24 protein-coding genes and 1 other RNA gene are annotated in these 23,952 nt (G+C 55.1%); 22 read left to right on the top strand and 3 right to left on the bottom strand.

Going from position 1 to position 23,952, the window contains the following annotated elements:
- The first annotated feature begins 91 nt into the window (after window positions 1-91).
- The 3 genes from fabV to lpxL are packed head-to-tail and all read left to right on the top strand — an operon-like array spanning window position 92 to window position 3,107.
- Window positions 92-1,276 carry an enoyl-ACP reductase FabV gene (gene fabV / locus NHM04_RS05165; protein WP_254265974.1) on the top strand — a complete coding sequence of 395 codons (1,185 nt, stop codon included), beginning with the start codon at window positions 92-94 and terminating at the stop codon, window positions 1,274-1,276.
- Between the two features lie 12 nt (window positions 1,277-1,288).
- A complete protein-coding gene (locus NHM04_RS05160; protein ID WP_254265973.1) occupies window positions 1,289-2,179 on the top strand; it encodes an acyltransferase in 891 nt (296 codons plus the stop codon).
- Window positions 2,180-2,186: 7 nt separating this feature from the next.
- Window positions 2,187-3,107 carry an LpxL/LpxP family Kdo(2)-lipid IV(A) lauroyl/palmitoleoyl acyltransferase gene (gene lpxL / locus NHM04_RS05155; protein ID WP_254265972.1) on the top strand — a complete coding sequence of 307 codons (921 nt, stop codon included), beginning with the start codon at window positions 2,187-2,189 and terminating at the stop codon, window positions 3,105-3,107.
- Window positions 3,108-3,125: 18 nt separating this feature from the next.
- Here lpxL and NHM04_RS05150 read toward each other — a convergent pair whose 3' ends face one another.
- From NHM04_RS05150 to tpx, 3 genes are all read right to left on the bottom strand, one after another.
- Window positions 3,126-3,524: a YbaN family protein gene (locus tag NHM04_RS05150; protein ID WP_254265971.1), complete on the bottom strand. Its 399-nt coding sequence runs from the start codon at window positions 3,522-3,524 to the stop codon at window positions 3,126-3,128.
- The gene (locus tag NHM04_RS05145) at window positions 3,505-4,353 is read right to left on the bottom strand and encodes a 6-carboxytetrahydropterin synthase (RefSeq protein ID WP_254265970.1); all 849 of its coding nucleotides are present in this window, start codon (window positions 4,351-4,353) and stop codon (window positions 3,505-3,507) included. Before NHM04_RS05145 ends, NHM04_RS05150 begins: the two co-directional genes overlap by 20 nt.
- 107 nt (window positions 4,354-4,460) lie before the next feature.
- Window positions 4,461-4,958, bottom strand: coding sequence for a thiol peroxidase (gene tpx / locus NHM04_RS05140; protein ID WP_254265969.1), 498 nt, complete (start codon window positions 4,956-4,958; stop codon window positions 4,461-4,463).
- A gap of 95 nt (window positions 4,959-5,053) precedes the next feature.
- On the opposite strand from tpx, the gene NHM04_RS05135 reads away from it, so the two are divergent.
- The 19 genes from NHM04_RS05135 (at window position 5,054) to NHM04_RS05045 (ending at window position 23,865) form a co-directional block, all read left to right on the top strand.
- Window positions 5,054-6,532 carry an AbgT family transporter gene (locus tag NHM04_RS05135; protein ID WP_254265968.1) on the top strand — a complete coding sequence of 493 codons (1,479 nt, stop codon included), beginning with the start codon at window positions 5,054-5,056 and terminating at the stop codon, window positions 6,530-6,532.
- A 99-nt stretch (window positions 6,533-6,631) separates the two neighbouring features.
- An RNA gene (ffs, locus tag NHM04_RS05130) (signal recognition particle sRNA small type) lies at window positions 6,632-6,728 on the top strand.
- Window positions 6,729-6,834: 106 nt separating this feature from the next.
- Window positions 6,835-8,928, top strand: a complete 2,094-nt coding sequence (gene dnaX, locus NHM04_RS05125) for a DNA polymerase III subunit gamma/tau (RefSeq protein WP_254265967.1) — start codon at window positions 6,835-6,837, stop codon at window positions 8,926-8,928.
- Window positions 8,929-8,964: 36 nt separating this feature from the next.
- Complete coding sequence (locus NHM04_RS05120) at window positions 8,965-9,288, top strand: YbaB/EbfC family nucleoid-associated protein (RefSeq protein WP_254265966.1); 324 nt, start codon at window positions 8,965-8,967, stop codon at window positions 9,286-9,288.
- A 16-nt stretch (window positions 9,289-9,304) separates the two neighbouring features.
- Window positions 9,305-9,898: a recombination mediator RecR gene (gene recR, locus NHM04_RS05115; protein ID WP_254265965.1), complete on the top strand. Its 594-nt coding sequence runs from the start codon at window positions 9,305-9,307 to the stop codon at window positions 9,896-9,898.
- Between the two features lie 8 nt (window positions 9,899-9,906).
- A complete protein-coding gene (rnd, locus tag NHM04_RS05110) occupies window positions 9,907-11,049 on the top strand; it encodes a ribonuclease D (protein ID WP_254265964.1) in 1,143 nt (380 codons plus the stop codon).
- A complete protein-coding gene (locus NHM04_RS05105) occupies window positions 11,046-11,345 on the top strand; it encodes a YcgL domain-containing protein (RefSeq protein ID WP_254265963.1) in 300 nt (99 codons plus the stop codon). The genes rnd and NHM04_RS05105 overlap by 4 nt, the downstream gene beginning before the upstream one ends.
- A 1-nt stretch (window position 11,346) precedes the next feature.
- Complete coding sequence (locus tag NHM04_RS05100; RefSeq protein WP_254265962.1) at window positions 11,347-11,793, top strand: YcgN family cysteine cluster protein; 447 nt, start codon at window positions 11,347-11,349, stop codon at window positions 11,791-11,793.
- A 2-nt stretch (window positions 11,794-11,795) separates the two neighbouring features.
- A complete protein-coding gene (locus NHM04_RS05095) occupies window positions 11,796-12,152 on the top strand; it encodes a hypothetical protein (protein ID WP_254265961.1) in 357 nt (118 codons plus the stop codon).
- Between the two features lie 85 nt (window positions 12,153-12,237).
- The gene (locus NHM04_RS05090) at window positions 12,238-14,322 is read left to right on the top strand and encodes a vWA domain-containing protein (RefSeq protein WP_254265960.1); all 2,085 of its coding nucleotides are present in this window, start codon (window positions 12,238-12,240) and stop codon (window positions 14,320-14,322) included.
- On the top strand, window positions 14,322-14,726 hold the full coding sequence (locus NHM04_RS05085) for a GNAT family N-acetyltransferase (protein WP_254265959.1): 405 nt from the start codon (window positions 14,322-14,324) through the stop codon (window positions 14,724-14,726). Before NHM04_RS05090 ends, NHM04_RS05085 begins: the two co-directional genes overlap by 1 nt.
- 18 nt (window positions 14,727-14,744) lie before the next feature.
- Window positions 14,745-15,533, top strand: a complete 789-nt coding sequence (locus tag NHM04_RS05080; protein WP_254265958.1) for a class II glutamine amidotransferase — start codon at window positions 14,745-14,747, stop codon at window positions 15,531-15,533.
- Window positions 15,534-15,657: 124 nt separating this feature from the next.
- On the top strand, window positions 15,658-16,128 hold the full coding sequence (locus NHM04_RS05075) for a Dps family protein (RefSeq protein ID WP_254265957.1): 471 nt from the start codon (window positions 15,658-15,660) through the stop codon (window positions 16,126-16,128).
- A 167-nt stretch (window positions 16,129-16,295) separates the two neighbouring features.
- Window positions 16,296-20,204 carry an ATP-dependent RNA helicase HrpA gene (gene hrpA, locus NHM04_RS05070; RefSeq protein WP_254265956.1) on the top strand — a complete coding sequence of 1,303 codons (3,909 nt, stop codon included), beginning with the start codon at window positions 16,296-16,298 and terminating at the stop codon, window positions 20,202-20,204.
- Between the two features lie 112 nt (window positions 20,205-20,316).
- Complete coding sequence (locus NHM04_RS05065) at window positions 20,317-20,706, top strand: hypothetical protein (RefSeq protein WP_254265955.1); 390 nt, start codon at window positions 20,317-20,319, stop codon at window positions 20,704-20,706.
- Window positions 20,706-21,563, top strand: a complete 858-nt coding sequence (locus NHM04_RS05060; RefSeq protein ID WP_254265954.1) for a DUF692 domain-containing protein — start codon at window positions 20,706-20,708, stop codon at window positions 21,561-21,563. Before NHM04_RS05065 ends, NHM04_RS05060 begins: the two co-directional genes overlap by 1 nt.
- A complete protein-coding gene (locus tag NHM04_RS05055; protein WP_254265953.1) occupies window positions 21,560-22,294 on the top strand; it encodes a DUF2063 domain-containing protein in 735 nt (244 codons plus the stop codon). The genes NHM04_RS05060 and NHM04_RS05055 overlap by 4 nt, the downstream gene beginning before the upstream one ends.
- Window positions 22,295-22,501: 207 nt before the next feature.
- Window positions 22,502-23,407: a porin gene (locus NHM04_RS05050; RefSeq protein ID WP_254265952.1), complete on the top strand. Its 906-nt coding sequence runs from the start codon at window positions 22,502-22,504 to the stop codon at window positions 23,405-23,407.
- Window positions 23,407-23,865: a hypothetical protein gene (locus tag NHM04_RS05045; RefSeq protein WP_254265951.1), complete on the top strand. Its 459-nt coding sequence runs from the start codon at window positions 23,407-23,409 to the stop codon at window positions 23,863-23,865. The genes NHM04_RS05050 and NHM04_RS05045 overlap by 1 nt, the downstream gene beginning before the upstream one ends.
- The last annotated feature ends 87 nt before the right edge of the window (window positions 23,866-23,952 follow it).

Genomic DNA, 23,952 nt, shown 5'->3' with positions numbered 1-23,952 from the left:
GCGCTTGGAGCACTATAATAGCCCCCTTTTACGGCCCGCAACCTGCGCTGCAACAGCCTGCGGAGAATTCCAGACCAACAGGATGAAGAATATGATCATCAAGCCAAAAGTTCGCGGTTTTATCTGTATTAACGCCCACCCACAGGGTTGCGCGGCTCATGTGCAAGAGCAAATTGATTACACCCGGGCCCAGGGCGCCATTGAAAATGGCCCCAAAAATGTACTGGTTATTGGTTGCTCTACCGGTTATGGCTTGGCCTCGCGGATAACCGCGGCCTTTGGCAGTGGCGCTAAGACCCTGGGGTTGTGCTTTGAAAAGCCCCCCACCGAGAAAAAAACCGCCTCGGCCGGTTATTACAACACTGCCGCTTTTCACGCTGCGGCGGAAAAAGAAGGCCTGTACGCCCGCACCATTAATGGCGATGCGTTCAGCAATGAAATCAAAGCCGAGGCCATCGCCGCCATTAAAGAAGATTTAGGCAAAATTGATTTGGTGGTCTACTCGCTGGCCTCGCCCCGCCGCACCGACCCCAACACTGGCGAAACTTATAACTCGGTGTTAAAGCCAATCGGCAAAGGCTATACCGCCAAAAACCTCAATACCGACACTTTGAAAATTTCCGATGTGACCGTTGAGCCGGCCACCCAAGAGGAAATTGACAACACCGTAAAAGTGATGGGCGGCGAAGACTGGGAAATGTGGCTGGACGCGCTGGCCGAGGCCGATGTGCTGGCCGAGGGCGCCAAGACCGTGGCCTACACTTATCTCGGCGATAAGCTCACCTGGCCTATTTACGGCCATGCCACTATAGGCAAGGCCAAAGAAGATCTGGACCGCGCCGCTGGCGCGATCGCCGAGCGCCTTGCGGACAAAAATATCAGCGCCAATGTGGCGGTGCTCAAGGCATTGGTCACCCAGGCCAGTTCGGCCATTCCGGTCATGCCTTTGTATATGTCCATTTTGTTTAAAGTGATGAAAGAGAAGGGCACTCACGAAGGCTGTATCGAGCAGCTGCAGCGCCTGTTTACCGAGTGCTTGTACACCGATAGCCCGCGCCTGGATAACGCCAATCGTTTCCGCGTAGACGACAAAGAGCTGGACCCGGCGACCCAGGCCGAGGTAGAGGCCATTTGGCCCGAGGTAACGGAAGAAAACCTGATGCAGATTACCGATTACAAAACCTATAACAGTGATTTCCTGAAACTGTTTGGTTTTGGTTTTGACGGCGTGGACTATGACGCCGAAACCACGCCGTTGGTTGACCACAAATTCTGATCGGGGGCGGTTGTGAGTTTTGTGGGGCATTTGCGAGCACTGCTGAGCCTGAGTTTCTTTGTGCTGGTGACGTTGGTGATCGGGGTGCCCCTGATGACACTCGCGCTGCTCAAACTACTTCTGTACCGCAGCCGCTGGCGACCCACCTTAACGCGCTGGCTGGACAAAACCGCCAGCGCTTGGATCAGCTGCAATAACTTTCACCAACGCTTACTTCTGCCCACCCGGGTTAATGTGGACGGCTCGCTGGAGTTTGCCCGGCGGCAGTGGTTTATGCTGGTGGTAAACCATCAAAGCTGGGTGGACATTCTGGTGATTCTGCGTGTGCTGAATCGCCGTGTTCCCTATTTTAAGTTTTTTTTAAAAAAATCGTTGGTGTGGATCCCAGTATTGGGAATGGCTTTCTGGGCGCTGGATTTTCCCTTTATGCGCCGTCACAGCAAGGAGCAAATTGCCCGCGACCCTAGCCTTGCCGGTAAAGATCTGGCCACCACGCGCAAGCAGTGCGAGCGTTACAGCAATAAACCCGTGACCATTATTAGTTATTTGGAAGGCACTCGTTTTACCCCGCAAAAACACGCAGCGCAAAACTCTCCCTATAAACATTTGCTGATTCCTAAAGCCGGTGGCCTGGCGTTTACTCTGGCGGCGATGGAAGGGCGAATTAATACGCTGCTTGATGTCACTATTCACTTTCCCGAGGGGCGGCCAACTTTCTGGCAGTATCTGGCGGGCGATGTTAAGACTATTAATGTGGTGATTCGGCAAAGACCCATCGATGGCTCGCTGAGCGGTGACTATGGCGACAGTGAGTTTCGTGCGTATTTTCAGCAGTGGGTCAATACTATTTGGCAGGAAAAAGACGAGCTGCTGCAGCGCTTAGAGCAAAGCGCGAACAGGTAAAAAATTGATGAACCGAACACACTTTTCCAAAGCATTATTGCACCCGCGCTACTGGCTGTTTTGGCTCGGGGCGGGCGTTTGGTTTTTATTGGCGCAGCTGCCTTATCGCTGGCAGATGTGGCTGGCTAATAAAATAGCGCCGCTGTTGTATTTGAATAAAAAGCGTATTAATTACGGCCGCATTAATTTACAGCACTGCTTTCCCAATTTGAGTGAGCAGGAGCGCGAACAAATGCTGAAAAAAAATGCCGAGTCCATGGCGGCGGCCATGTTTGAAACGGGCATCGGCTGGTTTTGGCCTCAGTGGCGGTTGCGTAAATTGCACACGATTACCGGGCAGGAGCATCTGCGCCAGGCGGAGCAGGACGGCGTAGGCGTGCTGCTGTTAACCACACATTTCAGCACCTTGGATATCGGCAGTGCGTTTCTTGGCTGTAACACCGAGTTTGATGGTCTGTACCGCCCCCACAGCAACGCCGTGTACGATTATTTGCAGCGCAAGGGTCGCGAGTCTTACTGCAAAAGCGGGATTGCCATTCCGCGAGACAGTGTGCGAACCATGATCGCTCACTTACGCCGTGGCCGCGCCGTTTGGTATGCGCCCGACCGCGATCTGGGCCCTAAAAACAGTGTATTTGTGGATTTTTTTGGCGTGCCTACCGCGATGATTACCGCCACCAGCAAAATCGTTCAGCTGGGCAAGGCTCGGGTTATTCCCTTTACCCAATTCCGCCGCGCCGACGGTTCCGGTTACGACTTGGTGATTCATCCGCCTTTTGCAGATTTTCCCAGTGGTGACGATCTGGCCGATACTCAGCGCATTGCGAGCTTTATGGAACGCGAAATCGCCAAGGCGCCGGAGCAATACTTCTGGGCCCAACAGCGTTTTAAAACCCGGCCTGAAGGTGAAGACAGCTTTTACGAATAACCTGCCAGCACACCGGACTCAGGCGTCTGGCCGGCTCCACAGGTAGGCGGTCACGGCGATAAAGATAGTCGCACAGCAGGCTATCACCCAGGGGTTTATCCCCAGCAAAAACATTATGGTTAAGCTGCCGAGCAATAGCAGGGGCGTGAGTCGTTTAGCGTAACGGGGCACGGCGCGATGCTCGTGCCAGGCGGTTAGCAGGGGGCCGAAGTTGGGATGGCTGTAGAGCCAGTTGTGTAGCTTCGGCGAACCCTTAGACGCCGCCCAGCCGGCCACCAGTAAAAAAGGTACCGTGGGCAACACCGGAAAAAATAAGCCAATGGCTCCCAGAGCCACACTCACCCAGGCCAGAATAATCCATGGCAGGCGCAATAGCAGCGGTGATTGACCGTGCGAATCAGCGGTAGGCTTCGGCACCTTTATTAATTCCTTCATAGGCGCGAATACGCAATTGGCTGTCGGGGTACAGGCGTGCGGTTTCGCCAGCCATATGTTCGGCCAAGCACTCGACTGTAGTGTCACTGTCGATGATGTAGCAGTGGCTTTGTGGAATGCGCAGAGTAAACTCGCCTTGGGGAGCTTGGTAAGCAAAGTCCAGGTAGTCGACGCCCGCCACGGTCACGGCGCTACTGATGTCCTCGCGGGTGCCAATGTATATGTCCCGCCAAAGCTCGGCCCAGTGCTGCTCCAGCGCGGGTGCTTTGATACCGTCTTGCCAGATATCAATCCGCGAGCGGTGGCCGTGGGCAATGCGCTGACAGTTGCCGTCGTGTTTTTTCAGGCCGTGACTGTAGTGGTAGAAGGCGCCTTCGATATGCTCGGTGGAGAAGTCGAGCTCCAATTTATCGAGCTTTTGCGCAAATGCTACCTCAAGCTGAGTTTCGCACCAGCGGGCGATAGACTCGGCACTGAGCTCAGTGGCATCGACCAGGGCAATGGCCTGACGTGGGCAGCTAAGGTGAATGAACTCGCCATTGGTCAGCGTCCAGGTCAGCTCGATACGATCATTGCTTTCGCTGATCTCAATATTGTCTGCCCTGGCGGGGACGGCAAGACGATGGTCCAGCTCGGTGTCCAGCCAGTGGCGCACCACTTTTTTTACCCGGCCAAAGTCGCACACCATGCTCTGCTCATTTAAGTCGCCGTGCAGACGAATATTGGCGAGCCAGGTTTCGCCCACAATACCGCGGGTTGGGTCCAGATAACTGAAGTCCACGTTGGTGAGGTTGTCGACAAATAACAGCATAGTGAGGCCAGGCAATTGTGAAGGCGGCTATGATAACAGCAAGGGGGGAATTTCTCAGCCGTTGCGGGGGCTAAAAAAGCCGGCAGCAGATGCCACCGGCGAAGGGGTTAAGCGAGTGCGCTCAGGGCGGAATCGTAATCTGGCTCGTCGGCCACTTCAGAGACCAGCTGGTTGTATTCCACCTGACCATTTTCGTTAATGACTACTACTGCGCGAGCGGTGACACCGGCTAGGGGGCCATCGACTAGTTTTACGCCGTATTGCTCGGCAAAGTCTGAGCGGAAAGCCGAGCCGGTGACTACATTGTCCAGGCCTTCGGCGCCACAAAAGCGTGCCTGAGCAAACGGCAAGTCGTGAGACACACACACCACGGTGGTGTTGTCGAGACTGCTGGCCTTCTCGTTAAAGGTGCGTACCGACTGGGCACAGGTGGGCGTGTCCACACTTGGGAAAATGTTCAGCACCACTTTCTGACCTTTCAGATCGCTCAGGTTCAGTTCACTCAAGTCGGCTTTGACCAGAGTGAAAGCCGGCGCGTTTTGCCCCTTAGCGGGCAGGTCGCCATTGGTGTTGATAGGATTGCCTTTCAAAGTAACCGTGGCCATAGTGTTCTCCATTGTGTCGCATGCATTGAATTGAAGTGTGTGTACCGCTTTGATGTGGTGACGTTAAGAGTGAAATCAAGTATGGACAAAAAATAATGACTGCACCGATGGAAAATAGTTTTTGGGTGCGTCGTCTCAGTGCGCTGGAAAAGCTGGGTAATCGTCTGCCACAGCCGGTGGTTTTGTTTATTGCCCTTGCGGTTCTGATCGCGCTGGCATCCACCCTTGCCCACTGGCTGCAGTGGCAGGCGCGGGTGCCAGGCAGTGGCGAGGTGTTATCCGCCCGCAGCGTGTTGTCTGTTGAAGGCATTCGCTGGGCACTCACCAGCGCGGTGGATAACTTTACCGGTTTTGCCCCGGTGGGGGCGGTGCTGGTCACTATGCTGGGCCTTGGGGTGGCCGAGCGCGCGGGCCTGTTGCAGGCTTTGCTGTTGCGCCTAGTGATGGCAGTGCACCCGCGCTACCTGAGTTTTGCTGTAGTGCTGGCGGGTATCCTGTCCAACCTCGCGTTTGATGTGGGCTATGTGCTGTTAATACCCCTGGCAGGGGTGTTGTTTCAGGTGGCCGGGCGCCCGCCGCTGGCGGGTATAGCCGCCTGCTTTGCCGGTGTTTCAGCCGGATACAGTGCCAATTTTTTACTGGGCCCGGCGGATGTAATCCTGGCCGGGTTGAGCAGCGAGGCGCTGCAACTGGTCAAGCCACAGGCGCAAGTGAGTGTGGCCGCTAATTACTATTTTGCGGCGGCCTCCACTGTAGTGCTGGCGCTCACTGGTATGTGGGTCACCGAGCGGGTGGTTAGCCCCTACTTGCGGGGGCAGCCGGTCGAGAGCGGCACACAAGATGCTCCGCCTGCGCCGCACCCCAAGGGGTTGCGCTGGGTGTTGGTTTACAGTCTGGTCTTTGCTCTGATAGTGCTCGGTGTGGCACTGCCGGATGGGGCGCCTCTTCGCACAGAACAGGGGTTTGCGCTGCAGGCGCTGGTGCCTTTAATTGCCCTTTATGCGGCCGGGGCCGGCTGGGTGTACGGCAAGGTCAGTGGTAGTTTTAAGCAACCGGGCGCGGCAACCGAAGGCATGGAGCAGGCCATGGCGTCGCTGGCCGGTTATCTGGTATTGATGTTTTTCGCCGCTCAGGCGGTGGCCTGGTTTGGCTGGAGTGGCCTGGGGCAGCTGTTGGCCGCCACGGGGGCGAATTGGCTGGTCGGTTTTGATGGCCAAGTGTTGCTTTTACTGCTGCTGTTTATCTTGATCAGTGCGTTTATCAACTTGTTTGTCGGCAGCGCCTCGGCCAAATGGGGTCTATTGGCGCCTGTTTTTGTGCCTATGTTGCTGTTGCTGGGGGTGGCGCCTGAGCAAACGCAAATGGCCTACCGTATCGGCGACAGTGTCACCAATATTATCACTCCGCTAATGCCTTACTTTGGGGTCGTGTTGGCGTTTGCTGCGCGCTATCGGCCGAAAATCGGCGTGGGTACTTTGATTGCGATGATGCTGCCATATTCACTGGCGTTTTTACTGGTGTGGACGGCTATGTTTACCCTCTGGCTGTTGCTGGGTTGGCCGCTTGGTTTTTAGGCGGGGCGAGATTATTGTGGGCGCGCCTTGCAAAGCGTGGGCAACTTGCGGATAATGCGCGGCCTCAGCAGACAGCGTCTGTTGCTGTAATGGTGGCCCTGCCGGTCCCCTCGCAATGATTCGCCGTGAACCCCGCCAGGCCCGGAAGGGAGCAACGGTAGCGGTAAAGTCATGTGCCGGGGTGTGGCTGGTGGGGTCATCTCCAATTTATTTCCCCATTTTTCATCTTTTTCTGCCCGTGTTTATTTGCCGCCGGTAAAGCTATAATCCGTGCTTTTACCCGCAATAACATTGAGGAAGGCATGAGCTATCAGGTTCTCGCACGCAAGTGGCGCCCCCGTACGTTTCGCGATTTAGTGGGGCAAGAGCATGTGCTGAGGGCTCTGGTAAACGCGCTGGATCACGACCGACTGCACCACGCCTACCTGTTTACCGGCACCCGTGGGGTGGGTAAAACCACCATCGCCCGTATTCTTGCCAAATGTTTGAACTGCGAAGTGGGTGTTAGCTCCACACCCTGCGGCCAATGCGCGGCCTGTGTTGAGATTGCCGAAAACCGATTTGTGGATTTGATTGAGGTGGACGCCGCCAGTCGCACCAAGGTTGAAGACACTCGCGAGCTGTTGGAGAACGTTCAGTACGCGCCGACTCGTGGCCGCTATAAAGTGTACCTGATCGATGAGGTGCACATGCTCTCAACCCACTCTTTCAACGCCCTGTTAAAAACCCTGGAAGAGCCACCGCCGCACGTTAAATTTTTGCTGGCCACCACCGACCCCCAGCGTTTGCCGGTGACGATTCTTTCCCGCTGTTTGCAGTTTAATTTAAAGAACATGACCCCCGAGCTGATTACCGGGCATCTGCAACATGTGCTGGAAACCGAAGTCGTGCCCTTTGAAGAGAGCGCCCTGTGGCAATTGGGCCGGGCTGCCGATGGCAGTATGCGCGATGCCTTGAGTCTGACCGACCAGGCCATTGCCTTTGGCTCTGGCAAGGTGGTTGAAGCCGAAGTGCGTGCCATGTTGGGCACCATTGATCGCAGTGCGGTCTACGATATTTTGCGCGCTCTGGTAGCAGGTGACGGCAAGGCCGTACTGGATGCTGTGGCGCAAATGGCCGAGCATGCGCCGGATTTTGGCGCTGCGCTGGCCGATTTACTGTCCATATTGCACCGCATTGCTATCGCTCAGGCGCTGCCCGAGGCGGTAGACAACAGCCAGGGCGATCGCGATCAGGTGTTAAAGCTCGCCACTGAATTACCACCGGAAGACGTGCAACTCTTTTACCAAACGGGTCTATTGGGGCGGCGCGATTTACCTTTGGCCCCCGAGCCCCGCGCGGGCTTGGAAATGGTGCTGCTGCGCATGCTGGCTTTCAGGCCGCAAGGGGTGACTGATATTCCCACGCGCCGTTTGTCGAGCGGCCAGGCTGGGGCGCAAACCGAGAATGCGCAAGCCGCGCCACCGCCGGCTCGGCAGGCCGAACCTGTGTCGGCGGCGCCAAGCCAAGCGCCAAGCGAGCACCAAGAGCCGCAGGCTCAGGTACAAGCCACGCCGCCTGAACCTTCACCTCAAGTTGAACCCAATACGCCACCGGCCCCGGCAGAAGCGCCAAGACCAGCCCCCGAGGTCAGTGAGCCTGCGAATCATCAAGCCGCAGCAGAGCAAAAGCCAGCTGCGCAGCCCAGCCCTGCAGCCGGGCCCGCCGCTGCCGTCAACGAAGCGCCGCCCTTTGCCGATGAACCCCCACCCTGGGATGAGGCGCCGGATAATCTTGTTGACCAGGATTATCCAGAAGCCGGGGCCACAGCGCCCGAGGCGAATCCTCCGGCCCAAGCATCCAGCCCAATGGCGGCGGTAGAGCGGGTTTTGCAAGAAACCTCTGCACCCCCACCCGAACAGGCTCAAGCTGAACCGCCAGTGCAGCCTCAAGCTTCAGGGGCGTCGCACCCTGCAGGAGAGGCTCAATTAAAGCCCCAGGCACCTATCGAAAAAGTCGCCCTTGAGGAGACCGCACCTCACAGCTGGCCGCAGATTTTCCTCGGCTTGGATGTAGGCGGGGTCACCAAAAACATTGCCGCCAACTGTGAGTTAATCGGCAGGCAGGGTAATCAGCTGCACTTTATTCTGGATGAAAACAACAGCAGTTTATTTGGCGATGGCCAGCAGCAGCGGTTGGCCGACACTTTAACCGACTACTACGGCGAGCCAGTTAAAGTGATGATTCAGCCGGGAGCGGTGAATACCGAAACACCGGCGCAGATCGCCGCGCGCAAGCGTAGTGAGCGTTTGGCCGAAGCGGTTGAAGCGGTCAAGTCTGACCCCATAGTGCAGCAACTGGTAAAACATTTTGCCGCCGAGCTGAACCTGGAATCGGTACAGCCGGTAGATCCCTAACCCGGACGATCTCTAACAAAGTAACGAGGTGAAACCATGATGAAAGGCATGGGCGATATCATGAAGCAGGCGCAAGAGATGCAAGAGCGCATGCAAAAGATGCAGGAAGAGCTGGCTAATGCCGAAGTTGAAGGCCAGGCCGGTGCCGGTATGGTGAAAATTATCATGACCGGTCGCCACGACGTAAAAAGCGTGAAAATTGACGACAGTTTGATGGGTGAGGACAAAGAAATGCTGGAAGATCTGCTCGCCGCTGCCGTCAACGATGCAGTGCGCCGGGTGGAGAGCAACAGCAAAGAGAAAATGTCTGAAATGACCGCCGGTATGGGCATGCCCCCCGGCTTTAAAATGCCTTTTTAGGTGGATAACGGCGTTTATGTTCAGCCCTCTGATTGATGAGTTAATGCAGGCGCTTCGCTGCTTGCCGGGTGTGGGCCCAAAGTCCGCTCAGCGTATGGCAATGCAGCTGTTGGAGCATGACCGCGCCGGTGCAACGCGTCTGGCCGATTGCCTGAATCGAGCGGTAGAGGGCGTGGCCCGTTGTCGTCGCTGCCGTACCCTAACGGAGCAGGATATATGCGGCGCGTGCAGCAACGAACGCCGCGATAACACACTGCTGTGCGTGGTCGAGACCCCGGCGGACGTGCTGGCCATTGAGCAGGCAGGCAGTTATCAGGGTAAGTACTTCGTGCTCTTGGGGCATTTGTCCCCCATCGACGGCGTCGGCCCCGAGGATATTGGCATCGACCAATTGCTGGCTTTACTGGACGCCGAACCCATCAGCGAGATTATTCTCGCCACCAACCCCACCGTTGAGGGGGAGGCAACGGCCTATTACATCAGCGAGCGCGCACGCCGCGCCGGAATCACCGTGTCGCGCATTGCTCACGGTGTGCCTCTGGGCGGTGAGCTTGAATACATTGACGGTGGCACCCTGGCGCATGCCTTCTCCAGCCGCCGCGCGCTATAAGCGAGCTTATGCACATTCCTACCGAACCCATTTGGGTAGACGACGATCAAACCTTGCACACTCTGTGTCAGCGCTGGGCGCAACAGGCCGCGATTGCGGTGGATACCGAGTTTATGCGCAGCGATACCTTTTATCCCATCGCCGGGCTGATTCAAGTGGGCGATGGCCAGGGCTGTTACCTGATTGACCCCAAAGCTATTAGCGACTTTACCCCGTTGGCAGAGTTGTGGCGCAACCCTAAAGTGACCAAAGTGCTGCACGCCTGCTCGGAAGATTTAGAAGTTTTCTCGGTGCTACTCAACGCTTTACCGCAGCCACTTTTTGACACTCAAGTGGCGGCCGCTTTTGCCGGTTGCGGTTATTCATTGGGGTACGCCGCCTTGGTACGGGACTTATTAGCAATAGAAATACCCAAGGGCGAAACCCGCTCCGATTGGCTGGCGCGGCCCTTGAGTAAGGCTCAAACCGAGTATGCCGCGCTGGATGTGGCGCATTTGCTAATCGTATACGGGAAATTGCTAAGACTGTTAAAAGAACAGGGCCGGCTCGATTGGGTGCTGGCCGAGTGCTATGCCCAGGTTGAAGCCGCAGCCGGGCCTTTGGACTTGGCGCAGGCCTATACCAAGGTTGGCTTGGGCTGGAAACTGCCGCCGCGTGGCGTTGCGGCGCTGCAAAGCCTTTGCCTGTGGCGCGAGCAAGAGGCCCGAGCTTGCAACATACCGCGTAATCGATTGTTAAAAGAGCAGCCTTTGTACGAGCTTGCGCGTCGCCTGCCGGATGATTACAACGGCATGCGGCGCATAGAGGGCATTCCCAAACGCACTCTGGCCGATCATGGCGACCAACTGCTGGGGCTTTTGCAAGTCGCGCGCGATTTGCCCGAGGATCAGCTGCCGCCGCGCATGCCCGCGCCGCTGGGACGCGAATACGGCACCGCAATAAAAGCCATGAAGGCCTGGGTACGCGAACGTGCAGAAGCGGTGGGCTTGCCGCCCGAGCTGCTGATTCGCAAAAAAGAATACGAGTATTTAGTGCGCACTTATGCCGCAGGTCAGATCGAGCTGCCCGCAAGGCTCACCGGCTGGCGCTATGAGGTTATTGGCAAAGGCTTGTTAGAGGTTGCCTCTAACGCGCTGGGAGGAAAATCGTGAAAGTAATTTGCCAGATTTACCGCAGTAGCCGCGACAGCGGCATGTACCTTTACTGCCGTAAAGACCAAGGTACCAGCAAGGTGCCGGAGGAGTTGATGCAACGCTTCGGCCGCGCCGAGCCGGCGATGGTGCTGGTGCTGGATGAAAACCGCAAACTTGCCAATGCCGATATCGGTAAGGTGTTGCAAAGCCTGGATGAAAAGGGCTATTACCTGCAATTACCGCCGCTGCAGCAAATGGATGCCGAGGCCGCTGCCGTGCGCTCGCACAACAGCAAGTTAGACTCGGGGCGCTAGCATGGTCGCCGAGCGGGTTTTCTGGCAGCGTAAGCGCTTGCATGAAATGAACGCCGCCGAGTGGGAAATGCTGTGCGATGGCTGCGGTAAATGCTGTCTGCACAAGCTGGAGGACGAAGATACGGGTGATGTGTACTACACCGACATCGCCTGCCGATTGCTGGATACCGAAACCTGCCAGTGCTCTGATTACCCGAGAAGGCAGCAGCAAGTGCCAGATTGTTTGGTGTTAACACCGGCCGATGTGCCCGAGTTTCAGTGGTTGCCGGACACTTGCGCGTACCGCTTATTGGCTGAGGCGAAGCCCTTGCCCGCTTGGCACCCCTTACTGACGGGCGATGCGGATTCGACGAAACTTGCCGGTATGTCCGTTGCCGGGCAGGTGTGCCGTGAACAGGATGTTGCCGAAGACGATTACGAAGAACACATTATTTATTGGGTGGAATAATCATGGATAAGCAAATGTTGGCCTGGGCTGTTTACCTCGCCGGTGGCCTCTTATTTGGGCTGGTAGTGTGGCGGGTATGCCGCAGCTGGTCGCGTTATGTACGGCATTTTTTGCTGGTGACCTACGCTGTATTCGTGTTTACCCCTTTTAGCCTGAACTTGGCTGATAAGCCCGATGCTTACGCCCCCGCATTTTTTATTGCGGTACTCAACACTTTATTTTTGGGTGAGGACGCCGGGTTGGATGCGGCCGTTACCCTGGCCTTAATTTGGATAGTGGCGCTGGTGATTTCGCTTATTTACCTGCTGGCCACCACCCGCTGGCGCAAACCGAAAGAAGAGCCGGCAGCGGCGGATTAAATTGCATTTTTAATGGCCGCTGCTATACATTGTTAATGCCTCTGCAATCTCTGGGGTAATAATAAAGAAGCACACAGGAGAGCGCATGGCCATTCACACATCCCGCATAAGTATTCTGCTATTGCTGGCAGTACTTCTTTGTTCACCGGCTTACGCCCAAACCGAAACCGAGGCCGATGTGCGGCTGCTAGTGGATATCTCTGGCAGTATGAAAAATACCGACCCGGAAAATTTACGTCAGCCCGCGTTGGAGCTGATGGTTAAGCTTTTGTCAGATTCCACCCACGCCGGGGTTTGGACCTTCGGTGAGCAGGTTAACATGCTGGTGCCATTCGCCCGCAGCGATGCGACTTGGCAGCGCGACGCCCTGGAAAAAACCGCGCGCGTCAACTCGGTGGGGCTATACACCAACATGGGCGAAGCGCTTGAGCGCGCTACAGAGGTTGGCGCTAAAGCCCCCAAGGCCGATGTCATTCTACTCACCGATGGCAAAATCGACATCGACAAGAACGCCAGTGTGAACGCCCGCGAGCGCGAGCGAGTATTGACTGAGCTGCTGCCCCAGCTGGCCGCAAAAAATTTTCGTCTGCACACTATTGCGCTGTCTGACGATGCCGACAGCGAACTGCTGCAGCAGTTATCACGCGATAGTGATGGCCATCATTTGGTAGCAAAAAATGCCGACGATTTAATGCAGGCCTATTTGCAAATTTTCGACCAGGCAGTACCGGCAAAACGCCTGCCTTTAGAAAATAATACGTTTTTGGTAGATGAGCAGGTAAACGAATTTACCGCCTTGGTGTTTCGCGCCCCGTCGGCTAAGCCCAACCGACTTATACCCCCGGAGGGCGAAGCATTGAGCGCCGCAAGTCATCCGGATAACGTGCGCTGGTACAGTGCCGACAGCTACGATTTAATTACCATCGGCAAGCCCAAAGCGGGGCGCTGGCAGTTGGAAGCTGAGCAATCGCCACAAAACCGAGTCACCGTGGTCAGCGATTTGCAGCTGCATGTGGAGCCACTGCCGAATAATCTTGTTGCTGGAGCCTCGTTGACGCTGAACTATGCGCTGCAGGAGAAAGGGCAAAATATCACCGACGCGGATTTTCTCAATCTGATTACTGGCGAGGCTGTTATCACTAACCTGGCTAGCGAGGCGAGCTGGAAGGTCTCGTTGAATGAACAGCCGAATTTTACCAGTGGGCAATTTCAGCAGGTGTTGCCGCAATTTAGCGAGCGCGGACGTTATCGCTTGCGCCTGACAATTGATGGTAAGACCTTTGCCCGGGAGTTCCAGCACCAGCTTCAGGTGGGCTCTTTGTTTGCGGTCAATATGGCAAAAGCCGTAGATGATTTACAGGTAACCTATACGGTAAGTGTTACCGCCGCAGGCGATTTGATCAACGCCGATAAAACCTCGGTGGTGGCCCATGTACGACACTCCTCAGGCCAGAGTGAGCTGCGGGCTTTACAGCGTGCGGGAGCCGCCCACTGGCAGCTTGTTATGAATCCTACTGAAGCGGCGCGTACTGTCATTGAACTAAACGCCAGTGGTGAGCTTGCCGATGGCAGCAGTTTTGATGAAACTCTGCCCACGCAATATTACCAGTATCCGGATGAGGGCGATCCTCTGGCGTCTGCAGAAGACTCGCAACTCGCCACACTAAAGCAGCAGCTTGAGCAGGAGCGGGCCGCACTCGAAGACGCTAAAAGCCCGCCGCCTAGCGATTCGGCCGCAGCGGTTGACGCTTCACACAGCTCAGCGTCAAGCTTGTCAGTCTCAGCGCCGGCGCAGACGCCGCCTGACGACCAAGCTAAAGAGAACGATGCAGAGCGCGATGAGGCTGAAAGCGGAGGGCTGAACTGGCCGATGATTGCCGCGATAACTCTGGGTAATTTGGTACTGATGGCTGGGCTCTACTGGGGTTACCGTCGCTTCAATACCAAAGACGTGCAGAGCGAGCTGGATGAAATCGAGCAGCAGCTGCGCAGCGGTGACGGCGAAGCTAAAGAGTCCGCCAGCGAGCCACAAGCGGCGCGAGAAAAATCCAATACAGTCGCAGTGGATGACGATGATCCGATGGCAGCGCTTGATTCCCTTGAGTCGGGCGCTGATGATCCGCTGCCAATGGACGACTTTAGCCCCGACAGCGAGGACAAAAAAGATTGATGCAAGTGTATCGCCCCACCGTTGCTGAATATCCTCAGGTCACCCGTTTATATCGTCAATGGGGAGAGAAGGCAAAGTGCGGTAAGCGTGATCAGGTCTATTGCTGGAAAGGGGAAGCCATTACCGCCGCAGCGCGGATACTTGAGCCGGAACCCGGCGTTTATTTATTGCGCAATTTAACCGTAGACCCACAGCACAGGCGCCAAGGGTTGGCGCGAGCATTGATGCGCGCAGTGTTAAGTGAGCGTCAACCTTTGTACTGTTACTGTCAGCCGTATTTGGGTGAGTTTTACCACAGCTTAGGCATGCGCCAAACACCGCCGGAAGAGGTTCCCGAAACCATTGCAGGTCCGTTTCGGCAATACCAAAAGCGCGGCAAAGGATTTATCCTGATGGCGTATTAGGGAAAAGAGGTTTTCACTGTGTGTGAACTGTTGGGAATGTCGGCAAATGTGCCGACGGATTTGTGTTTTAGCTTTACCGGGCTGCTTCAGCGAGGCGGTGGTACCGGCCCCCACCGCGACGGCTGGGGAGTGGTATTTTACGAAGGCAAAGGCTTGCGCGCCTTTCGCGATAGCGCGCCGAGCGTGGATTCGGAAATCGCCAAGCTCGTCAGTCGCTTGCCGGTAAAAAGCTGTATCGCCATAAGCCATATTCGCGAAGCCAATGTGGGAGCGGTAAACCTGGAAAATACTCACCCGTTCGTGCGGGAGATGTGGGGACAAAACTGGACCTTCGCTCACAATGGCCAGTTGGCAGACGCCGCCAGCTTGCCGTTGGCTGACTTTATCCCGGTAGGCACCACCGACAGTGAACAGGCTTTTTGCTGGCTATTGGCAAAAATTCGTGATCGCTTTGAATCGCCCCAGCGTATTGCCCGCGACCGCACTAATTTTTGGCGTCAACTAAAGCACTGGTGCGATCACCTGCGCTCTATGGGGGTGGCAAACCTACTGTTTAGTGAGGGCCAGTATTTGTACGCCTACTGCTCAACTAAGCTGCATTGGTTAACTCGCAAAGCGCCTTTTGGCGAAGCGCGCTTGAGCGATGCCGATTTAACCGTAGACTTTGGCGAGCATACAACCCCGCGGGATATCGTCACCGTGATTGCCACTAATCCCTTAACCGCAAATGAGCATTGGCAGGCCATGGACCCGGGCGAGTTGATCGTATTTGACGCAGGTCAAGTAATCTTTCAATCGGAAGATTGAGTTGGGTAACTTCGTCCCCATTAAATGTACTAATGGCAACAATTGACACGCATGATTGTTAATTGCCAATCGCTTGATTCACAATAGCTTTGAGTTTTACGGAATACATCATTAGGAGATGACAATGGATATCGATATTGGTATAGATCAAACAGACCGCAAAGCCCTGGCTGAAGGCCTGTCTCATGTGCTCGCGGATACTTATACCCTGTATTTGAAAACACACAATTTCCATTGGAATGTGACCGGACCCATGTTCCAGACCCTGCACTTGATGTTTGAGTCACAATACACCGAGCTAGCCGCTGCGGTGGATGAAATCGCCGAGCGCATCCGCTCTCTCGGTTATCCCGCCCCTGGCACCTATAAGCAGTACGCCGAGCTGTCTTCGATTAAAGAAGAAGAGGGCGTGCCAGCAGCAAAAGAAATGATTGCCAGCCTGGTAGCGGGCCAAGAGGCCGTAGTAAAAACCGCGCGCGCTTTGTATCCTGTGGTCGAAAAAGCCAATGATGAAGCCACCGGCGATTTGTTGACTCAGCGCATTCAGCTGCACGAGAAAACCGCTTGGATGCTGCGCTCATTGCTTGAAGAATAGGTAGCGTTTATAGCTCAAACGGCCCCAAGGCGCAGGTCTTGGGGCCTTTTTTTATGGCGCCTTATAACCGTCCGTATATGGGCATTTGGCTCGTGGCGCCAGCGAGGTACAATAGCCACCCTGTTTATCGCGGCCCGGGGTGTTGCCGGGCCGATGCCGGAGTAGCTATGCCCGTTTTGCCTGTTAATTTGGATCAACCCCTGTCACAAGTTTTACTGCGCGATGTGCACCGGCTGCGCCGCAAAGCCGAGGATATTCGTGCGCGGGAGAAAAACGGCAAGCCGGTAGATCAAATGGTGGAGCGCTGGCAAGGTGAGTGGCAGACCTCTAAAGAGCGGGCCGAGATGCGCGCCGCACAAGTGCCCAAAGATATTGAATTTCCGCAAAACTTGCCGGTTTGCGCCAAGCGTGATGATATCGCCGCGCTGATTCGCGATAACCAGGTGGTGGTTTTAGCCGGCGAAACCGGCTCGGGCAAAACCACCCAAATACCCAAAATATGTCTTGAGTTGGGGCTGGGGGTGCGCGGCATGATCGGTCACACTCAGCCACGTCGAATCGCTGCGCAAACGGTGGCGGCAAGGGTGGCGGAAGAGTTAAAAAGCCCGCTGGGTGAAACCGTCGGTTACCAGGTTCGTTTTACCGAACAGGCGAACGACAATACGCTGATCAAGGTGATGACCGACGGTATCTTGTTGGCGGAGATTCAACAGGACCCTTACCTTAACCGCTACGACACCATCATTATCGATGAGGCGCACGAGCGGAGCCTTAATATTGATTTTTTACTGGGGTATCTGAAGCAGCTGCTGCCCAAACGGCGCGATTTAAAGCTGATAATAACCTCCGCTACCATCGATGTAGAGCGCTTCTCCAAGCACTTTAACGACGCTCCAGTGATTGAGGTGTCGGGCCGTACTTATCCGGTAGAGGTGTGGTATCGCCCGCCCGTCGACAGTGACAGAGAAGACAGCGACGCTTACCAGAGCATTATTGATGCGGTGGAGGAGATCGACCGCCACGAGCGCAAAACCGGCAAGGGCCGCGGCGGCGATATTTTGGTGTTTTTAAGCGGCGAGCGGGAAATTCGCGAAACCGCTAAGCGCTTGCGCCATGCTGATTTGCGCCATTACGAAGTCCTACCCTTTTACGCCCGCCTGAGCCTTGCCGAGCAAACCCGGGTGTTTTCCAACCACAAGGGGCGGCGTATTGTACTGGCCACGAATGTGGCCGAAACGTCTATCACCGTACCGGGTATTCGCTATGTGATTGATACCGGCGTGGCGCGCATTAGCCGCTACAGTGTGCGCACCAAAGTTCAGCGCCTACCTATTGAGCCTATCTCCCAAGCCAGTGCCAACCAGCGCAAAGGTCGCTGCGGACGAGTCAGCGATGGTATCTGTGTGCGCCTGTACAGCGAAGAGGATTTTCTCAGTCGCCCCGAATTCACCGACGCCGAAATTCTGCGCACCAATTTAGGGGCGGTTATTTTGCAGATGCTACAGCTGCGCATTGGTGATATTCAGCAGTTTCCGTTTGTGGATGCGCCCGACTCGCGTTTGATTAATGACGGTTTTAAGTTGCTGCAAGAGCTGCACGCCGTCGATAAAAAACACAAACTTACCCAAGATGGGCGCCGTCTGGCGCAGCTGTCGGTAGACCCGACTCTCGCCCGCATGCTGCTGGCGGCGGATAAACTCGGCTCGTTAGAAGAGGTGCTGATTATTGTCAGCGCGCTTTCGATTCAGGATCCGCGCGAACGCCCCGCCGAAAAGCAGCAGGCTGCCGATCAAATGCACCGCCGCTTCTGGGATGATCACTCGGATTTTATCGCCTATGTAAACCTGTGGAACTACTACGAGCAACAGCGGCAGGAGTTATCACAAAACCAGCTGCGCAAACTGTGCAAAAAAGAATATCTGGCCTTTTTGCGCATGCGCGAATGGCGAGATATTCATCGCCAACTGAAGTTAATCTGCAAAAAGCTCAATCTGAGTTTTAATCGCGAGCCCGCCGGTTACGCTCAGGTTCATCAGGCCTTGGTGACTGGGCTGCTGGGTAATATTGGCTTTCACAATGAGGGGCGCGAGTATCTGGGCGCGCGCAACCGTAAGTTTGCGATATTTCCCGGCTCGTCTCAGCAAAAGAAACGGCCCAAATGGTTGGTGGCCGCGCAGCTGCTAGAAACCTCGCAGCTATTTGCCATGGATGTAGGCAAGGTGGAGCCCGAATGGCTGCTGGCTGCTGCCCAGCATTTGGTGAAGCGTAATCATTTTGAACCCCATTACGACCCGCGCTCGGGACAGGTAAAAGCCTTTGAAAAGGTCTCACTTTACGGTCTGACTCTGGTTGAACGTCAGCGGGTTAACTACAGCCAAATCAATCCTGGCGAATGCCGCGAAGTATTTATTCGCGCCGCGCTGGTCGAGGGGCGCTATGTTAAGCGCGGCCAAAAGCCGCCGCCGTTTTATCGCCATAACAAAGCGCTGGTGGACGAGCTGGAAGCATTAGAGGCCAAATCCAGGCGGCGGGATATTCTCGCCGAGGATGAAACCATTTTTGAGTTTTACAACGAGCGTATCCCCACCGAGGTGATTAACCGCGCCGGCTTCGAGGCCTGGCGCAAAGAGGCTGAAAAGGCGCACCCGGATTTACTGCAAATTCCGCGCGAGCGCTTGATGCAACGTGCGGTAACGGATATTACCGAGGCGCAGTTTCCGGCTACCTTGCAGTGGCAGGGGATTGAGTTTCCCCTCAGCTACCACTTCAGCCCTGGCAGCGAAGACGATGGCGTCAGTGTCAATGTGCCAGTCAGTTTGCTGCACGAGCTTCCCGAACACCGCCTGGATTGGCTGGTGCCGGGGATGCTGCGCGACAAATGCATCGACCTGCTTAAGGCGTTGCCCAAGCCCATTCGCAAACACTTTGTACCCGTCCCCGATGTTGTGGACAAGGCCTTAACATCGATGTCGCCCGACAATGTGCCGCTCACCGAGGCACTGTCCCATCAGTTAAAACGCCAAACCCTGGTAGAGGTGAAAGACTCGGATTGGGATATCTCCAAACTGGAAGATTTTTACCGCTTCAATATTAAAGTGGTGGACGATCGCGGTAAAACCATTGCTGCCAGCCGCGATTTGGCAGACCTGAGAGATCGCTATCGGGAAAAAGTACAGAGTAACATTCGCGATGCCGCCGATGATATGACCCGCGAGGGCATTACTCGCTGGGATATAAAGCTGCCGGAGACCGTGGAGTTAAAGCGCAAGGGTTTATCGATTCGCGCTTATCCGGCGCTACTGGATAAGAAAGAGTCGGCCACTTTAGAGGTCATGGACGATCCGCGCCAGGCTCACGATCAAACCCTCGCCGGAGTTGCGCGGCTGATTCTTCTGGAATGTCGCGATACGGTGAAGTATATCCAAAAAGATTTAATGAAGGGCAAAGAGCTGGGGCTGTCTGTGGTGCAGATTGGCAAGCGCGATGCGGCAGTAGACGATATCTGTATGGCAGCGGCGCGCCAGCTGGGAATGCCCGATGGTGAAATCCCCAGGGATGATGCAGCATTTAATGCCGCTGTGGCCAAGGTAAAGCCTGCGTTGGTGGAGCGTGCCCAGGCGTTGGAGGCAATACTGGTGGATTCTTTAGCGAAGGTTGTCAGTATCAAAAAAGCGTTAAAGCAGAGTAAAAATGCCCTGGCCGTGGCGCTGGCCGCAGGTGATATCAGCCATCAGCTGGACGCGCTGTTTTACCCCAAAATGGTATTTAACACGCCCTTCGAGTGGTTTACCGAGTATCCGCGCTACCTTGAGGCGATCAATTTACGCCTGGAGAAAGCCGCGCTCAATGTGCAGAAAGATCGCCTGATGATGGCTGAGGTCGAACCCCATCAGGCACGCTTGGAGGCCTATTTAAGCAAACACGGTGAGTATCTGCTGCGAGAAAACCCGCTACTGGAGCGCTACCGCTGGGGGATAGAGGAGCTTCGGGTATCCCTGTTTGCGCAGACGCTGAAAACGCGATTTCCAGTCTCCAGCAAACGTCTTAACAAATTATGGCAGGAGGCGACGGCCTAGCTTGGCTGTAAAACGCGATCTGGTTGTAACATCTGCTGCGCCAAATCCTCTATAGTTGAACCGCTTGTACGTGAGTAGGTTCAATTGTTAGTTAATCAATGGAGATGGTGTTATGAGCAAATCGTTTAAATCCCCCCTTGCGGCCGCTGTGGGCGCCGCCTTTATTGCCGGGGCTGTGGCCGCCCCTGCGGTTTCAGCGGCTGAAAATCCTTTTGCTGCAGAGCCTTTGCAAAGCGGCTACAAACTTGCTGAGCGCGACGTTGAGGGCAAGTGCGGCGAAGGCAAATGTGGCGGCGAAAAGGCCGATAAAGAAGGCAAATGCGGCGAAGGCAAGTGCGGCGGCGAGAAGGCCGATAAAGAAGGGAAATGCGGCGAAGGCAAGTGCGGCGGTGAGAAAGCCGATAAAGAGGGAAAATGTGGTGAAGGCAAGTGCGGCGGCGAAAAGGCCGATGCCAAAGCCGACAAAGAAGGTAAGTGCGGCGAAGGTACGTGCGGCCACTGATGAGTGAGCATCGTTTTGCGGTATCCGGGGCGGGCCTTGGCCTGCGCCGGAGCCTGTTGCAGCCGCTGGAGGAAATCGAGCCTCAGGCGATCGATTTTATGGAAGTAGCGCCGGAGAACTGGATTAACGTTGGGGGCCGCTGGGGTAAGCAGTTGCGCCGCTATACCGAACGCTATCCTTTTGTCTGTCACGGATTGTCGCTTTCCATCGGCTCGCGAGACCCGTTAGATGTCGGGCTGTTGCGCCGCGTTAAAGCGTTTATCAACGAGCACAAGATTCGCGGTTATTCTGAGCATCTCAGCTTTTGCAGTGATCAGGGGCATTTGTACGACCTCTTACCCATACCCTTTACCGAAGAGTCGGTGCGCCATGTGGCGCAAAGGGTTCGACAGGCACAGGATATTCTGGGGCAGCGAATAGCGCTGGAAAATGCCTCCTATTACTGCACGCCCGGCCAGCAGATGAGTGAAGCCGAATTTATAAGCGCGGTGCTCGCCGAGGCAGATTGCAGCCTGTTGCTGGATGTTAATAACATTATCGTCAACAGCATTAACCACGGTTACGACGCCGAAGAATTCTTGCGCAAGTTACCACTGGAGCGGGTGGCTTACGCGCACATTGCCGGTCATTACCACCAGGCAGAGGACTTGCGGGTGGATACCCACGGCGCTGCGGTGGAGCCACCTGCCTGGCAACTGCTCGACAGGTTTTATCAGCTGGCGGGGTCGGTGCCCACTTTATTGGAGCGGGATTTCAATATTCCCCCGGTAGCCGAGCTCCTCAATGAGGTAGCGCAAATTCGTAAGTATCAGAATACCAGTGCGACGCGCAGTAAGCGCCAAGGTGTGCTGGCATGAGCCAGATCCAGCGCCAGTTTGCCGCACATTTACGTGCTCCTGTACGCAATCCCGCCCCCGAAGGGATAGAAGAGCGGCGCTTGGACATTTACCGGGACTTGATTTACAACAATATCGAGGGCTTTATTGCCGGAGGTTTCCCGGTCCTGCGGGAAATACTGGCGGATGATCATTGGCACCAGTTGGTGCGGGATTTTATCGATCGGCATCAAAGCGCAAGCCCCTACTTTTTGCAGATTAGCCAGGAGTTTTTGACCTATCTGCAAAACGAGCGCGCGCCGGACCCGAGAGATCCACCGTTTTTGCTAGAACTGGCCCATTATGAATGGGTGGAGCTGGCCCTGGACGTGGCGGATGAAACGTTACCAGAGGCAGTCCCGCATGATGATTTGCTGTCGGCTGGAATTGAAGTATCCAAGCTTTTGTGGTGTCTGAGTTATCAGTACCCCGTCCATCGGTTGGGACCGGGCTATCAGCCACAGACCCCGCCTGCCGAACTCACCTATTTGCTGGTCTACCGCAATCGCGCCGATCAAGTGGAATTTATGCTCAGCAATGCGGCGACAGTTCACTTTATTAAGTTGTTGCAAGAGCGCGCTGGCAGCGCCAGTGACGCTCTTGCCCGATTGGCAGCCGACATGGGCGGCGTAGACCCGGCCGGGCTTGCCAGTTTTGCCCGCAACTTACTCCTGGATCTTCAGGCCCGTGACATTTTATGGGCGGCCAAATAACCCCTAGCGGGCAAAAATCTCCATTTCTGACTATCCTTTGTGGTGAGTAGAGCGACATTTTTGCTAATCCGTTTCGCAAAAAAAACACGCTTTGTAACAATAATGAAATAATTGCCCGGCAAGATGCGCGAGCTTGTAATAAATATGTCACTAAAATGTAATCTTTAAGACATAAAAGCGTCACGTTAAAGGGCAGAGGAGCGAATTATGCGGTATTGGTTAGGGGGGCTGAGCGCCCTGGCATTTCTTGCGCAACCGTCGGTTGCGGTAACTTTATACGGTAAAGCCAATGTAGCTTTCCAGCAGGCCGACGAAGCCGGTGATAGAGAGCTGGAGCTACAGAGCAACTCGTCCAGAATCGGGCTTATGGGTGATAACGCCATCGCCGAAGATGTACTGGTGATTTATCGCTTCGAGTATGAAACCAGTGTTGATGATGGCGATAAGGATGGTCAAACGCTAACCCAGCGCAATATCTATCTGGGATTACAGACAAATTACGGCACCTTGATGGGCGGTGTGTACGATTCTCCATTGAAAACATCGGCCTCTAAAGTGGACTTGTTTAACGACATGGAGGGCGATATTCGCAATATTTTTGCCGGTGAAAATCGCAGTAAGAATGTTATTCAGTATGTCAGCCCAAAATCTTGGGGGCCGCTGACTGCTAAGGCGGCCTATGTGACCAAAGAGACTGATGGTATCGATGGTTGGTCTACGTCTCTGGCTTACGACCAGGGCGCCTTTTACGTTGCGGCGGCCATGGACAGTAATATAGAAGAGAATGTTACTGGCCAGAAAACATGGCGTTTGGTGGGGGCTTACACCCTCGGGCCGGTGATGCTTGGCGGCGCCTGGGAGAAATATGAACAGCAGGAGAATGAGGGCAACGGGTATTTTGCCTCGGCGCAATGGAATATCACCGACAAGTGGGTGTTTAAAACTCAGTATGGTGAGTCGGATATCAAAATAGAGGGGCGCGAGTCTTTCAGCATCGGCGGCGATTACAAGTTTGATAAGCGTACCCGCACCTTCGTGTACTACACTCGCAACCAAGATGATGTTATTCGTGACGACGACTATCTGGGCGTGGGTATGGAGTTGAAGTTTTAATGTTGTCCCGTACACACTTGTCCGCGCTTGTGACGATCGTGAGCTTGCTGTGGTGTGCCGCCGTTTTCGCGACAGAGGCTGACTGCGAACCGGCGGTGGACATGATTGAGTCGAACGATGCGGTTAATCGCATGGCAGAGTGCGATTACAGTGACCGGGGCATCAATGGCTGGCTGGCAAACTTGGGTTCTCGTAGCAAAGCCGCTCAGCCCAAGGCCGAAACGGCTGCGCAACCATCGCAAACTGAGATTGAGTCGCCGGGCGGTAGCGAGGCTAATATTGTGCTGCGAGCCCAGACCGCAGGAGACGCCTTGAGTTTACTGCAGCAGCGCTATCAACTGGTGAGTCAGGCTGCTAAACGTTGTAGCCCAGCAGTTGCGGAGCTGGTGAGTGAGGCTTATCAGGCCGACAGCGAGGGCGCGCCGTTATTGCTTATGGTGTTTCGCTGCGGATTGTAACCCTTCTACGGCCCGGTAGATTGTGTCGGAACTGGAAATTCGGTAAAATCTGAACAATCGTTCATCTGGCGGGAGAGCCAGATGCTA

The sequence above is a fragment of the Gilvimarinus sp. DA14 genome (genome assembly GCF_024204685.1).
Taxonomy (GTDB): Bacteria; Pseudomonadota; Gammaproteobacteria; order Pseudomonadales; family Cellvibrionaceae; genus Gilvimarinus.
This window is presented reverse-complemented; position numbering and strand designations above follow the sequence as displayed.

Coding starts and splice junctions, on each gene's coding strand:
- fabV (WP_254265974.1), top strand. CDS start 92: ATGATCATCAAGCCAAAAGTTCGCGGTTTTATCTGTATTAACGCCCAC.
- lpxL (WP_254265972.1), top strand. CDS start 2,187: ATGAACCGAACACACTTTTCCAAAGCATTATTGCACCCGCGCTACTGG.
- NHM04_RS05145 (WP_254265970.1), bottom strand. CDS start 4,353: ATGCTGTTATTTGTCGACAACCTCACCAACGTGGACTTCAGTTATCTG.
- tpx (WP_254265969.1), bottom strand. CDS start 4,958: ATGGCCACGGTTACTTTGAAAGGCAATCCTATCAACACCAATGGCGAC.
- NHM04_RS05135 (WP_254265968.1), top strand. CDS start 5,054: ATGACTGCACCGATGGAAAATAGTTTTTGGGTGCGTCGTCTCAGTGCG.
- dnaX (WP_254265967.1), top strand. CDS start 6,835: ATGAGCTATCAGGTTCTCGCACGCAAGTGGCGCCCCCGTACGTTTCGC.
- NHM04_RS05120 (WP_254265966.1), top strand. CDS start 8,965: ATGATGAAAGGCATGGGCGATATCATGAAGCAGGCGCAAGAGATGCAA.
- recR (WP_254265965.1), top strand. CDS start 9,305: ATGTTCAGCCCTCTGATTGATGAGTTAATGCAGGCGCTTCGCTGCTTG.
- rnd (WP_254265964.1), top strand. CDS start 9,907: ATGCACATTCCTACCGAACCCATTTGGGTAGACGACGATCAAACCTTG.
- NHM04_RS05100 (WP_254265962.1), top strand. CDS start 11,347: ATGGTCGCCGAGCGGGTTTTCTGGCAGCGTAAGCGCTTGCATGAAATG.
- NHM04_RS05095 (WP_254265961.1), top strand. CDS start 11,796: ATGGATAAGCAAATGTTGGCCTGGGCTGTTTACCTCGCCGGTGGCCTC.
- NHM04_RS05090 (WP_254265960.1), top strand. CDS start 12,238: ATGGCCATTCACACATCCCGCATAAGTATTCTGCTATTGCTGGCAGTA.
- NHM04_RS05085 (WP_254265959.1), top strand. CDS start 14,322: ATGCAAGTGTATCGCCCCACCGTTGCTGAATATCCTCAGGTCACCCGT.
- NHM04_RS05075 (WP_254265957.1), top strand. CDS start 15,658: ATGGATATCGATATTGGTATAGATCAAACAGACCGCAAAGCCCTGGCT.
- hrpA (WP_254265956.1), top strand. CDS start 16,296: ATGCCCGTTTTGCCTGTTAATTTGGATCAACCCCTGTCACAAGTTTTA.
- NHM04_RS05065 (WP_254265955.1), top strand. CDS start 20,317: ATGAGCAAATCGTTTAAATCCCCCCTTGCGGCCGCTGTGGGCGCCGCC.
- NHM04_RS05060 (WP_254265954.1), top strand. CDS start 20,706: ATGAGTGAGCATCGTTTTGCGGTATCCGGGGCGGGCCTTGGCCTGCGC.
- NHM04_RS05055 (WP_254265953.1), top strand. CDS start 21,560: ATGAGCCAGATCCAGCGCCAGTTTGCCGCACATTTACGTGCTCCTGTA.
- NHM04_RS05050 (WP_254265952.1), top strand. CDS start 22,502: ATGCGGTATTGGTTAGGGGGGCTGAGCGCCCTGGCATTTCTTGCGCAA.
- NHM04_RS05045 (WP_254265951.1), top strand. CDS start 23,407: ATGTTGTCCCGTACACACTTGTCCGCGCTTGTGACGATCGTGAGCTTG.